Source organism: Bradyrhizobium retamae (assembly GCF_001440415.1).
Taxonomy (GTDB): domain Bacteria; phylum Pseudomonadota; class Alphaproteobacteria; order Rhizobiales; family Xanthobacteraceae; genus Bradyrhizobium; species Bradyrhizobium retamae.
On the sequence record NZ_LLYA01000225.1, the window covers coordinates 92,790 to 104,067 of the forward strand.

Genomic DNA, 11,278 nt, shown 5'->3' on the forward strand with positions numbered 1-11,278 from the left:
TCCGGGGCTTTTTGCTGATCGGTCGCACAACCTGCGACGGTTGAAATTCAACGGTAAATTCCGATACAGCCTGTATCGTCGCAGCAACCTGACAATGCGAGTTGCAATTTCTGCCTGCTGGCCATTACATCTGAAAGCAGGGAGATCGCCATGACCGATGCGGCAGAGCATTTCGACGTCCTCATTGTCGGCGCCGGACTTTCCGGCATCGGCGCGGGCTATCACCTGCAGGAGAAGTGCCCCGGCAAGAGCTACGTCATTCTCGAGGGGCGCGACTGCATCGGCGGCACCTGGGATCTCTTCCGCTATCCCGGCATCCGCTCCGACTCGGACATGTACACGCTCGGCTATTCGTTTCGGCCGTGGACCGAGCCGAAGGCGATCGCCGACGGACCGCGGATCCTGAACTACGTGCGCCAGACCGCTGCCGACAACGGCATCGACAAGCACGTCCGCTTCCACCACCGCGTCAAACGCGCCGCGTGGTCGTCGCCGGATTCGCGCTGGACGGTGGAGGCCGAACGCAACGCGGGCGAGGGCGCGGCGGAGACCGTGCGCTTTACCTGCAATTTCCTGTTCATGTGCTCGGGCTATTACAAATACGATGAAGGCTACACGCCGGATTTTTCGGGCACGGCGGACTTCGCCGGCCAGATCGTGCATCCGCAGAAGTGGCCCGACGATCTCGACTATGCGGGAAAACGCGTGGTGGTGATCGGCTCGGGCGCGACCGCCGTGACGCTGGTGCCGGAGATGGCCAAGACCGCTGCGCACGTCACCATGCTGCAGCGTTCGCCGACCTACGTGGTGGCGCGGCCGGCCGAAGATGCGCTCGCCAACAAGCTGCGCCAAAAGCTCTCCGCCAAGCTCGCCTATCACCTGATCCGCTGGCGCAACGTGCTGTTCGGCATGTATTTCTTCCAGCTCTGCCGCCGCAAGCCCGAGCGTGCCAAGCAGTTGATCCTCGGCGGAGTCAAGATGGCGCTGGGACCGGAATACGACGTGGCTATGCACTTTACGCCGCGCTACAATCCGTGGGAGCAGCGGCTCTGCCTGGTGCCGGACGGCGATCTGTTCAAGTCGATCCGCGATAAGCGCGCCTCCGTCGTCACCAACGAGATCGACACTTTTACCAGGAGCGGAATCAAGCTGAAGGACGGCAGCGAGCTTGAAGCCGATATCATTGTCACCGCGACAGGGCTGGTTCTGCAGGTGCTCGGCGGGCTCGAAGTCAGCGTCGACAGCCGCACGGTCGATTTCGCGCGAACGCTGAACTACAAGGGCATGATGTATTCGGACATTCCGAATCTGGCCGCGGCGTTCGGATATACCAATGCGTCGTGGACGCTGAAATGCGATCTGACCTGCGAATATGTTTGCCGGCTGATCAACTACATGGACCGCAACGGCTACAAGCAGTGCATGCCGCATAATGTTGATCCGTCGGTCGCCGAAATGCCGTCGCTGGATTTCTCCTCCGGCTATGTACAGCGCTCGATCGCCAAACTGCCCAAGCAGGGCTCGAAGCGGCCATGGCGGCTGTACCAGAACTACGCGCTCGACATCGTCACGCTCCGCTACGGCAAGGTCGATGATGGCGTGATGCAGTATTCGTGAAGTCGCATCGGCGGTGGCTGCGTCCCGAAAGCCCCGTGCGTCATTTCGCGTATACGTAGGTGAAGACGAATCGTCCAAAGTGCTCTCACGGTTAACGCCGGATTAACCGGCGTGCCGATACGCTGCGTGACTTGCGGCACCTGACAGCACGAGGAAGCCCATGGACGCCCAGCGAATTGCCGTCGATGCCCTTGTGGCGCTGACCGATTGCGACCGCGAGGCGGCGATCGCCTTCATCCGCAAATTCTATCTGGCCGGCGTCCGCGACCCCAAGCGGCTCACGTTCAAGGGACTGCAGGCGCTGCGGGGGTGAGGCTGCGAGTCTGCAATTTCTGAACTGCGATACCAAAGCCGTCATCCCCCGCGAATGCGGGGGGTCCAGTACGCCGCGGCTTCTCGGTTCTATCACTGGCGTCTCTGGAATATGGATCGTCCGCCTTCGCGGACGATGACAACTGAGTATGACGTCGCGATCTCGCGACGCTTTGCGCCCGAGCTTTGCGGCGCGCGGCAAATCAGTTCGCAGTTCGTAGGGGGTGGGCAAAGCCACCGGGGCGCATTAGCGCGACCCGGTGGCTTTGCCCACCTGCATCATTGCGAGCCGCGGCTGCGCCATCAACCTACGACGACTTCGCTGATCTGGATCACCGGAGACTGGTCGGTATAGTTCGGGATGTCTGCCATGATCTCCTTGGCATGCGGTCCGAAGCCGGTCTGGAAGGCTTCGATCGAGTCGCAGAAGATGTGGCACATGCCGACATAGGTGGCGGGAGCGCCGGGCGCGCCGCCGGCCAGGCCCTTGTCGACCGTGTAGGACTTGCAGGCGTCGCCCATGCGCGCCTTCACGAGCGGCATATGCTTGTCGCGGTAGTAGTCGTGATCGAAGCGCCCGCCGGGCGTATTGGGATACATCACGCTTACCTTGATCATGGACGTGCCCTCCGATTTTCGCGTTCACCGTTATTTTCCGGCAATAATCGGAATCTGTGTCAGTTTTGCGGATCTTGCAACTGGAAGCGGCACATCTCCGCCTCATCCTGCCGCTGCCGCACGTCTGCGCGATATTCATTTGTAGGCAAATATTCTGCTGACTTGCTGGCGAGCATATTCCGCGCGTTCACGCCATCGCGCGCTTTCAAGCACGGCTTTTCAAATCGCGGTGAGAGCCGTCGCATGGCTATCCGCTTCTGCGCTGCGATACCCAATTGGATGGAGTGATTTCACGACAAAAGAGGATATCACCAATGACCAAGTCTATCCCAACACTCGCCGCCGCGTTTCTGATGACCGCGATCGCAACGCCGGTGTTCGCGCAACCCGCGATCCAGGAGCCCGGCGCCTACTCGTTCTATTATCCCAATGCCGATGTGCTCCGCGGCCGGCCGGCATACCGGTCGTTCGATCAATCCAATGCCTATTACAACGAGGCCGCGCCCGCGCCGCGAATGCGGCAGAGGTCCGTCACGCCGAGGAATCATCGCAGAGCGCAGTAGCGTGAGCGTGCAGCCTGGATGATCCGTTGGGCCATCTGCGCTGCTTCGTTACGCAGCTATTTGCGCCCATCCTCCAGGATCAACGTCGCACCCTTCTCCGCGATCATTGCCGTCGGCGTGTTGGTGTTGCCCGACGTGATCGTCGGCATTACCGACGCGTCGGCGATGCGCAAGGCGGCGAGCCCAAAGAACCGCAACCGCTCGTCGACCACGGCCATCGGATCGTGAGCGGTGCCCATCTTCGCGGTGCCGACGGGATGGAAGATCGTGGTGCCGATATCGCCGGCAGCCTTTGCCAGCGATGCATCGTCGTCGCCGACAGTCGGGCCGGGCAGGTACTCCTGCGGCCGATATCGCTCCAGCCTTTTCTGCTTCATCAGCCGGCGCGTGGTGCGGATAGCATCGGCCGCGACCTGGCGGTCGTCGTCGGTCGAAAGATAGTTCGGCGCGATCGACGGCGCTTCATCAGGGTTGGCCGAGCGGATGCGCACGGTGCCGCGCGAGGTCGGCTGCAGATTGCAGGCGCTCACGGTGATGGCGGGGAAGCGGTGCAGGGGATCGCCGAACTTGTCGAGCGACAGCGGCTGCACGTGGAACTGGATGTTGGCGCGGGCGCGGCGTGGATCTGAGCGCGTGAAGATGCCGAGCTGCGAGGGCGCCATCGTCAGCGGCCCCCGGCGGCGGAAGGCATAATCGAGCCCCATCATCCCGCGCCGGACCAGCGACCAGTAGGTTTCGTTCAGCGTGCGGACGCCCTCGACCTTGTAGATCGCACGCTGCTGCAGATGGTCCTGCAGATTGCGCCCCACACCCGGCCTGTCGAGCACCACATCGATGCCGAGCGGTGACAGCCAGTCAGCCGGTCCGATGCCGGAGCGGTGCAGCACCTGCGTCGAGCCGATCGATCCCGCGCACAACACGACCTCGCCTTTGGTGCGGGCTTCGATCACCTCATTACCTTGGATAAAGCGCACGCCGACGGCGCGGCCGTTCTCGATGATGAGCCGGTCGACCAGCACGTGTTTTTCCAGCCGCAGATTGGCGCGGTTCAGTACCGGCTTGAGAAAACCGCGCGCGGACGACCAGCGCCGGCCGCGCTTCTGGTTGACGTGGAAATAGCTGACGCCTTCATTGTCGCCGGTGTTGAAATCCGCAATGCGCTTGATGCCCATTTCCTCGGCGGCGTCGCCGACCGCGTCGAGAACCTCCCACGACAGCCGCGGCGCCTCGATGCGCCAGCCGCCGCCAATGCCGTGATGTTCGCTTTCACCGAGGAAATGATCCTCCAGCCGCTTGAACAGCGGCTTTACGTCGTCATAGCCCCAGCCGGTCAGGCCAAGCTGGCGCCAGTGATCGTAGTCGGCGGATTGTCCCCGCATCGAGATCATCGCATTGATGGCGGAGCATCCGCCGATCACCTTGCCACGGGGATAGGCAAGGGATCGCCCATTGAGCCCGGGCTCGGGTTCAGTCCGAAACATCCAGTCCGAGCGGGGATTGCCGATCGCAAAGAGGTAGCCCACGGGGATGTGAAACCAGATCCAGTTGTCGTTGCCGCCGGCCTCCAGGATCAGCACGCGGTTTTTGGGATCGGCCGACAGCCGGTTGGCCATGATGCAGCCGGCGGTGCCGGCGCCCACCACGATATAATCGAAATCGCCTTCAAGCCTTTTCGGCATGCTCAGTTTCCACCCGTCACGCGCCCCTTATGCCTAATAGTCAGACGTGGATGGCTCGGACAAGTCCCGGCCATGACGCCTGGGAATGGGCGGCGTCTCCAGGCTGTTGGGTGGACCGCCGCTTGCATGCTACAGAGGTCTGACGTTCCAACCTGAGGTTCGAGAATTCCCATGCCCATCGTCAACCGCGTCGCTGATCTGCAACCCGACATCCAGGCCTGGCGCCGCGTTATCCATCAAAATCCCGAGTTGCTGTACGACGTGCACCGCACTGCAGCATTCGTGGCCGATCGGCTGCGCGAATTCGGCTGCGACGAGGTCGCCACCGGCCTTGGCCGCACCGGCGTCGTTGGCGTCATCAAGGGCAAGCAGCCCGGCAAGGGCGAGATCAAGGTGATCGGGCTTCGCGCCGACATGGACGCGCTGCCGATCGAGGAGGCGACCAACCTTCCTCATGCGTCCAAGACGCCGGGCCTGATGCACGCCTGCGGCCATGACGGTCACACCGCGATGCTTTTGGGTGCAGCGCGGTACCTTGCCGAAACCCGCAATTTCGCCGGCGATGCGGTCGTGATTTTCCAGCCGGCCGAGGAGGGCGGCGCGGGCGCCGCCGCCATGATCCGGGACGGGCTGATGGACCGGTTCGGCATCGAGCAGGTCTACGGCATGCACAATGGTCCGGGCATTCCGGTCGGCTCATTCGCCATCCGCTCCGGCCCGGTGATGGCGGCAACCGACTCGATCGACATCAAGATCGAGGGGCTCGGCGGGCACGCCGCGCGCCCCAACAAATGCATCGATTCCGTGTTCGTCGGCGCGCAGCTCATTACTGCCCTGCAGTCGATCGTCTCGCGGACCATTGATCCGCTGGAGTCGGCGGTGATCTCGATCTGCGAGTTCCACGCCGGCAACGCCCGCAACGTGATCCCGCACACCGCGGAACTCCGGGGCACCGTGCGGACGCTAACGCCGGAAGTCCGCGAGACCGTCGAGAAGCGCGTCCGCGAGGTGTGTGAGGGCGTAGCCAGGATGACCGGGGCCAAGATCGACCTCGTCTATGAGCGCGGCTATCCCGTGACCAAGAACCACGCCGAGCAGACCGAGTTCGCCACGCAAGTGGCCAAGGAGGTGGCCGGTACCCAGAACGTTCACGAGATGCCGCCGCTGATGGGCGCGGAAGATTTTTCCTACATGCTGGAGGCGCGTCCCGGCGCGTTCATCTTCTGCGGCAACGGCGACAGCGCGGGGCTTCATCACCCCGCCTACGATTTCAACGATGAGGCGATCGTGTACGGCACCTCGTACTGGATCAAGCTGGTCGAGAACAAGCTGGCCGCGTCGTAAGGGCCTGCGTCACTTCAACGTCGATCGCACTTGAAGTGCGAGGTCACGTCAAGGAAGGCCTGTATCTTCAATGCAGGCCTTCTTTATTTCGCGCTCAGCCGCAACTTGAAATGCGGGGAGGGTGTTTGACTTATCTCAATCGCTCAATAGCGCGCCGGCACGTACATTTCGGGTGGAATTGGCCCGCGGCTATATTCCGGATGGCGAACCCGCGGCGGCAGTACCACCGGCTCGAGCTTGATTTCCTGGTAGGGAATTTGTTCCAGAAGATGCGCGATGCAGTTCAGCCGCGCCTTCTTCTTGTCGTCGGCCTCGACCAGGTACCAGGGAGCTTCCGGAATGTGGGTACGCTCCAGCATCGCTTCCTTGGCCTTGGTGTATTGCTCCCAGCGCCTGCGCGATTCCACGTCCATCGGGCTGAGCTTCCACTGCTTGAGCGGATCGTGGATCCGCATCATGAAGCGCAAATGCTGCTCTTCGTCAGTGATGGAAAACCAGTACTTGATGAGGGTGATTCCGGAGCGCACGAGCATGCGCTCGAATTCCGGAGCTGACCGGAAGAATTCTTCGACGTCATCTTCGGTGCAGAAGCCCATCACGCGCTCGACGCCGGCGCGGTTGTACCAGCTACGGTCGAACAGAACGATCTCGCCGGCGGCGGGCAAGTGCGAAACGTAGCGCTGGAAATACCATTGGGTGCGCTCACGCTCGTTCGGCGCCGGAAGCGCGGCGACGCGGCAGACCCGCGGATTGAGCCGCTGGGTGATGCGTTTGATGACACCGCCCTTGCCGGCGGAATCGCGTCCCTCGAAAATCACCACCACCTTGAGCTTGTGGTGCTGCACCCAGCTCTGCAATTTTACCAGTTCACCCTGCAGACGGAATAATTCCTTGAAGTACACGCGACGATCGATCGTCTCTTCTGCCGTATGGTCGGCAAATTCATTGGTCAGCGCATCGAGACGATCGTCGTCGATTTCAAGTTCCAGTTCCTCATCGAAACTATCCAGCATTTCGGCCTGAATGCGGTCTTGGATGGTGCCATTCGGGCGTCTTTTGGTCATGGCGGGCTCCGGCTGTGAGCTGTTGGGTTCACGTGAATGTCGATGCCTGCCGTATCATCCGTCAGGTACTTTGCGGAAAGCAGAAGGCCGGAGTTTGGTTCCGGCCTCCCGCTATCCGTCGAGGCCTGCCACGGCAGCGTCCCGACCGCATCGCCGATGGCGTCAGAACAGGTTCGAGAACAGGACGTAGAGGCAGATCGCGGCCGGCAGCGCAGCACGCCATCAGGAGATTGCGAACCGTTAGTGACAGTTGGGCTATCCCGGCGGCGTATGGCCAGGGATGCGCGCTGTCAGGGCACAGGCGGTTCAAGGAAATTCCACGATATTTTTAATCGCCCCTGTCGGAACGCCGCCTCCTCCATCCGTCCTTGTCACAGGAGCGGCCGCGCGCCAGCCAGCAGCTGAATGGAGAAAGGCAGCGTCGATGAAGGTCACACAGCATCTCTGGTTCGAAAAGGATATGGAGGCCGCGATCGGCTTCTACACCTCGCTGATCCGCGGCTCGTCAGTGCAGTGGGTCTCGTCGCTGCCTGCCGAGAGCCCGAGCGGCCCGCCTGGTAGCGTCAAGATCGCGGCCTTTACCCTGGGCGACCAGCGCTACATGGCGATCGAGGCGGGGCCCCTCGACCCGTTCAACCACAGTTTTTCGATCCTGGTCGAATGCGACACGCAGATCGAGATCGACCGCTTGTGGGACGCTCTGAGGGAGGGCGGCAAGATCGAGCAATGCGGCTGGCTGCAGGACCGCTGGGGCCTCTCCTGGCAGATCGCGCCAAAACGGCTCGGCGAATTGATGAACGATCCCGATCCCGCAAAAGCCAAGCGCGTCGCCGAGGCCATGCTGAAGATGGTCAAGTTCGATATTGCAGAACTGGAGGCCGTGGCGAGAGGCTAGAGCCTTTTCGGTTCTGATTGAATCAGAACCGGGCTCTAGATTCTTGTTGTGACGCGTTTTCTTGACGCGAACCGGTGTCCACCCCGGATCAAGTCCGGGGCAGGCTTTCGCTGGAAAACGCTATGGCAAGAGGGTCGCGCGCTGCACGGCGCCGGGGCTGGAGGTAAGGAACCGCGCAGCGCGTCGACCATGTGGGAACATCATGCGTGAGAAGACGTCCCACATTCCCTTGAGAATGCGATTGTGACTTCTATCAATTAATAGTTGCAAGCAGGATTGTCAATTTTCCCATTATGTTTCAACAGAAATTGCGACTATCGGATTGGCGGAATTCAGGCCGCATGTGCCGATTTTCGCAGCACGTCGGCGGCGATTTTGAGGTCCAGGACGAAACGCCGGTATTCGCGCGCCTTGGCGTCGGCGTCCGGCAATCGCAGCAGATAGGACGGGTGCACCGTCACCAGCGCCCTGGTGCCGTCGTCGAAATCAATCGCACGGCCGCGATTCTTGTTGATCGGCGTAATTTTCCCGAACACGCTTTGCGCTGCGGTTGCGCCCATTGCCACCACCAGATCGGGTTTGATCGCGGCCAGCTCGCGCTCGTACCACTGCCGGCAGGCCTTGATCTCCGGGGTGTTCGGCTTCTGGTGCAGGCGGATCTTTCCGCGCGGCACGAACTTGAAATGCTTCACCGCATTGGTGACGTAGACCATGCGGCGGTCGATGCCGGCTTCTTCCAGCGCGCGGTCGAGCATTTGCCCCGCGGGCCCGACGAACGGTTTGCCGGCGAGGTCTTCCTTGTCGCCGGGCTGCTCGCCGACCAGCATGATCCGCGCGGTTTGCCGGCCTTCGCCGAACACGGTCTGGGTGGCATTCTTGTAAAGATGACAGGCGCGGCAATCGGCGGCTTCTTCGCGCAGCGTCTCGAGATCATCGGCGTGTTTGCGGGGCATATCGTTTGCCTCGGGCGGTTCAAGCCGCTTCTGCGGCTTATGCGGTTCGCTCGCCGCCTTCGCGATCATCGCGTTTGCAGTGCGTTCCGCGCTTTTGATCAACGGTTTAATCAATGAGGCCTCGGGCAGGTTCCGCCAGTATTTGCGTGGCATTTCCTTCTGCATCGCCTGAACTTTCAGCCGGGCGGGATTGAAAATGCTGGCGTAATAGCTTCGCCAGGTTTCCTCCAGCCGATCGGCGGTCGGCGCTTCGCTCCTGACTACGCCCGGCGTGAACGAGACGGCGTGGCCATCCCAATGCGCGCAGATATCGGGGGTGAGGATCGACCAGGGCATGTCGGCGAAACGGCGTGCGAAGAACGGGGCCGCCAGCTCGACGATATGGTGCTCCGGCTCGAACCAGGCGACGAAGTGCGATGTCTGCTCGCGGCCGACTTCGCGGAAGCGGACAAAGGCGTGCATCTTATGCTCGTCGCGGCGCACGGCTTTTGCCATGGCGACGATTTCAGCCACATCGGGATCGGTCGCGATTTCGAGTAGATCGTGACGTTGCCGCAGCCGCCACAGCAGGCGGTAGAGCAGGGCGAACCGTTCGGGGTTGCGGTGCAGGATCGCGATTTCAGCCAGTTCGACAAATCTGGCCGGGACGTTGAAAGTGGCCTGTGGAGGTTCGAGTGGCTGATACGTTGGCTCGAACAATTCGGGCGCATCGTCCGCCACGCGCCAGGTCACGTCCGCGGGTTGCACATCGTTGAGCGCCAGCGCGCGCGCCGATTTGCGCCAGCCGTCGAAATCGGTTTCGCTGTCGAGGATGATGTGGTGCATCGTGCTCTCTCCCCGTCATTGCGAGCGCAGCGAAGCAATACATTTCTCCAGCGGGAATAGATGGATTGTTTCGTCGCTTCGCTCCTCGCAATGACGCTGTGGCTAAAACCCAAATCCCAATTGTCTCGCCTTCGACTTGAACCGCTCCTTCCCCGCGCCATCGAGCAGATGCGGCGAGGGCCTGAAATCGCCGAGCACGATGAACGGCAGCGCCTTTTTCTGCGGAATGTGCAGCTGCGCCAGATCAGCGAGGCGGATCGAGGTCAGGCGGCGCGTCGCGATGATGCGGTCCACCGCCTTGATCCCAAAGCCGGGCACGCGCAATAGTTCCTCGCGGCTGGCGGTCGAAACGTCGAGCGGGAAGCGGTCGCGGTGGCGCAGCGCCCAGGCAAGCTTTGGATCGATGTCGAGCGGCAACATGCCCTTGGCTTCATCGACGATTTCGCCGGCGTCGAACCCGTAAAACCGCATCAGCCAGTCGGCCTGATAGAGCCGGTGCTCGCGAAGAAGCGGCGGCGCGACCAGCGGCAGTGCGCGGCTGGCGTCCGGGATCGGGCTGAATGCCGAATAATAGACGCGCTTGAGGCGGTAGGAGCCGTACAGATTGGCGCTGGTATCGAGGATGGTTTTGTCGCTGGCCGCATCCACGCCGATGATCATCTGCGTGCTCTGGCCGGCCGGCGCAAAACGCGGCGGCTTTGCTTTCGTCGCAGTCTCTCTGTTCTCCTTGGCCTCATCGAGTTTCAAGCGCAGCCGGCCCATGGTGCGGCGGATCGCACGCACGTCCTTCTCAGGCGCAAATTTGGCGAGGCTGTTTTCCAGCGGCATTTCGATGTTGATGGAAAGACGGTCGGCATATTTGCCGGCTTCCGCGATCAGCGCATCGTCGGCCTCAGGGATTGTCTTGAGATGAATGTAGCCGCGGAAGTGATGTTCCTCGCGCAGTTTGCGCGCGACGCTCACCACTTGCTCCATGGTGTAGTCGGCGCTGCGGATGATGCCGGAGGAGAGAAACAATCCCTCGATGTAGTTGCGGCGGTAGAAGTCGATCGTGAGCTTCACCACCTCGTCGACCGTGAAGCGCGCACGCGGCACGTTCGAAGAAGTGCGGTTGACGCAATATAAGCAATCGTAATTGCAGGCGTTGGTGAGCAGCACCTTGAGCAGCGAGATGCAGCGCCCGTCCGGCGCGTAGGAATGGCAGATGCCCATGCCAGGTGCGGTCGAGCCGAGGCCCTTGCCGTCGCTTGAATCCCGCTTTTCGGTGCCGGAGGAAGCGCAGGAAGCATCGTATTTCGCCGCATCCGCCAGGATTTCCAGCTTACGTTGCACGTCCATCGTTGAATCCCTTGATTCTGCTCATGAATCGGCTTGGCGTCGATCACGGTTGACTCTGCCTGGCCTGTTA

The 11,278-nt window shown here is 61.6% G+C and carries 11 protein-coding genes; 5 read left to right on the forward strand and 6 right to left on the reverse strand.

Going from position 1 to position 11,278, the window contains the following annotated elements:
* The first annotated feature begins 150 nt into the window (after nucleotides 1-150).
* Together CQ13_RS39000 and CQ13_RS44905 are read left to right on the forward strand one after the other, a co-directional pair.
* On the forward strand, nucleotides 151-1,617 hold the full coding sequence (locus CQ13_RS39000; RefSeq protein ID WP_057848058.1) for a flavin-containing monooxygenase: 1,467 nt from the start codon (nucleotides 151-153) through the stop codon (nucleotides 1,615-1,617).
* 160 nt (nucleotides 1,618-1,777) lie between these two features.
* Entirely contained in the window at nucleotides 1,778-1,930 is a 153-nt protein-coding gene (locus tag CQ13_RS44905) for a hypothetical protein (RefSeq protein WP_197427586.1), read from the forward strand.
* Nucleotides 1,931-2,232: 302 nt separating this feature from the next.
* Here CQ13_RS44905 and CQ13_RS39005 read toward each other — a convergent pair whose 3' ends face one another.
* Together CQ13_RS39005 and CQ13_RS39010 are read right to left on the reverse strand one after the other, a co-directional pair.
* Entirely contained in the window at nucleotides 2,233-2,547 is a 315-nt protein-coding gene (locus CQ13_RS39005) for an EthD family reductase (protein WP_057848059.1), read from the reverse strand.
* Between the two features lie 59 nt (nucleotides 2,548-2,606).
* Entirely contained in the window at nucleotides 2,607-2,756 is a 150-nt protein-coding gene (locus tag CQ13_RS39010) for a hypothetical protein (protein ID WP_156434177.1), read from the reverse strand.
* 105 nt (nucleotides 2,757-2,861) lie between these two features.
* Here CQ13_RS39010 and CQ13_RS39015 point away from each other — a divergent pair, with 105 nt between their 5' ends.
* Complete coding sequence (locus CQ13_RS39015) at nucleotides 2,862-3,110, forward strand: hypothetical protein (protein WP_057848061.1); 249 nt, start codon at nucleotides 2,862-2,864, stop codon at nucleotides 3,108-3,110.
* 56 nt (nucleotides 3,111-3,166) lie between these two features.
* Here CQ13_RS39015 and CQ13_RS39020 read toward each other — a convergent pair whose 3' ends face one another.
* Nucleotides 3,167-4,789, reverse strand: coding sequence for a GMC family oxidoreductase (locus tag CQ13_RS39020; RefSeq protein WP_057848062.1), 1,623 nt, complete (start codon nucleotides 4,787-4,789; stop codon nucleotides 3,167-3,169).
* 171 nt (nucleotides 4,790-4,960) lie between these two features.
* On the opposite strand from CQ13_RS39020, the gene CQ13_RS39025 reads away from it, so the two are divergent.
* Nucleotides 4,961-6,133: a M20 aminoacylase family protein gene (locus CQ13_RS39025; protein ID WP_057848063.1), complete on the forward strand. Its 1,173-nt coding sequence runs from the start codon at nucleotides 4,961-4,963 to the stop codon at nucleotides 6,131-6,133.
* A 143-nt stretch (nucleotides 6,134-6,276) separates the two neighbouring features.
* Here the strand turns inward: CQ13_RS39025 and ppk2 are convergent, their stop codons facing one another.
* Complete coding sequence (gene ppk2, locus CQ13_RS39030) at nucleotides 6,277-7,197, reverse strand: polyphosphate kinase 2 (RefSeq protein WP_057848064.1); 921 nt, start codon at nucleotides 7,195-7,197, stop codon at nucleotides 6,277-6,279.
* 424 nt (nucleotides 7,198-7,621) lie between these two features.
* Between ppk2 and CQ13_RS39035 the strand changes: the two genes are divergently transcribed.
* On the forward strand, nucleotides 7,622-8,092 hold the full coding sequence (locus CQ13_RS39035) for a VOC family protein (protein ID WP_057848065.1): 471 nt from the start codon (nucleotides 7,622-7,624) through the stop codon (nucleotides 8,090-8,092).
* Between the two features lie 332 nt (nucleotides 8,093-8,424).
* Here CQ13_RS39035 and CQ13_RS39040 read toward each other — a convergent pair whose 3' ends face one another.
* Complete coding sequence (locus tag CQ13_RS39040) at nucleotides 8,425-9,870, reverse strand: UdgX family uracil-DNA binding protein (RefSeq protein ID WP_057848066.1); 1,446 nt, start codon at nucleotides 9,868-9,870, stop codon at nucleotides 8,425-8,427.
* Nucleotides 9,871-9,972: 102 nt separating this feature from the next.
* Nucleotides 9,973-11,208, reverse strand: coding sequence for a putative DNA modification/repair radical SAM protein (locus CQ13_RS39045; RefSeq protein WP_057848067.1), 1,236 nt, complete (start codon nucleotides 11,206-11,208; stop codon nucleotides 9,973-9,975).
* Nucleotides 11,209-11,278 lie beyond the last annotated feature (70 nt).

Excerpts from the sequence above, each read along its gene's own strand:
- CQ13_RS39000 (WP_057848058.1), top strand. The coding sequence starts at position 151 with ATGACCGATGCGGCAGAGCATTTCGACGTCCTCATTGTCGGCGCCGGA.
- CQ13_RS44905 (WP_197427586.1), top strand. The coding sequence starts at position 1,778 with ATGGACGCCCAGCGAATTGCCGTCGATGCCCTTGTGGCGCTGACCGAT.
- CQ13_RS39005 (WP_057848059.1), bottom strand. The coding sequence starts at position 2,547 with ATGATCAAGGTAAGCGTGATGTATCCCAATACGCCCGGCGGGCGCTTC.
- CQ13_RS39015 (WP_057848061.1), top strand. The coding sequence starts at position 2,862 with ATGACCAAGTCTATCCCAACACTCGCCGCCGCGTTTCTGATGACCGCG.
- CQ13_RS39020 (WP_057848062.1), bottom strand. The coding sequence starts at position 4,789 with ATGCCGAAAAGGCTTGAAGGCGATTTCGATTATATCGTGGTGGGCGCC.
- CQ13_RS39025 (WP_057848063.1), top strand. The coding sequence starts at position 4,961 with ATGCCCATCGTCAACCGCGTCGCTGATCTGCAACCCGACATCCAGGCC.
- ppk2 (WP_057848064.1), bottom strand. The coding sequence starts at position 7,197 with ATGACCAAAAGACGCCCGAATGGCACCATCCAAGACCGCATTCAGGCC.
- CQ13_RS39035 (WP_057848065.1), top strand. The coding sequence starts at position 7,622 with ATGAAGGTCACACAGCATCTCTGGTTCGAAAAGGATATGGAGGCCGCG.
- CQ13_RS39040 (WP_057848066.1), bottom strand. The coding sequence starts at position 9,870 with ATGCACCACATCATCCTCGACAGCGAAACCGATTTCGACGGCTGGCGC.
- CQ13_RS39045 (WP_057848067.1), bottom strand. The coding sequence starts at position 11,208 with ATGGACGTGCAACGTAAGCTGGAAATCCTGGCGGATGCGGCGAAATAC.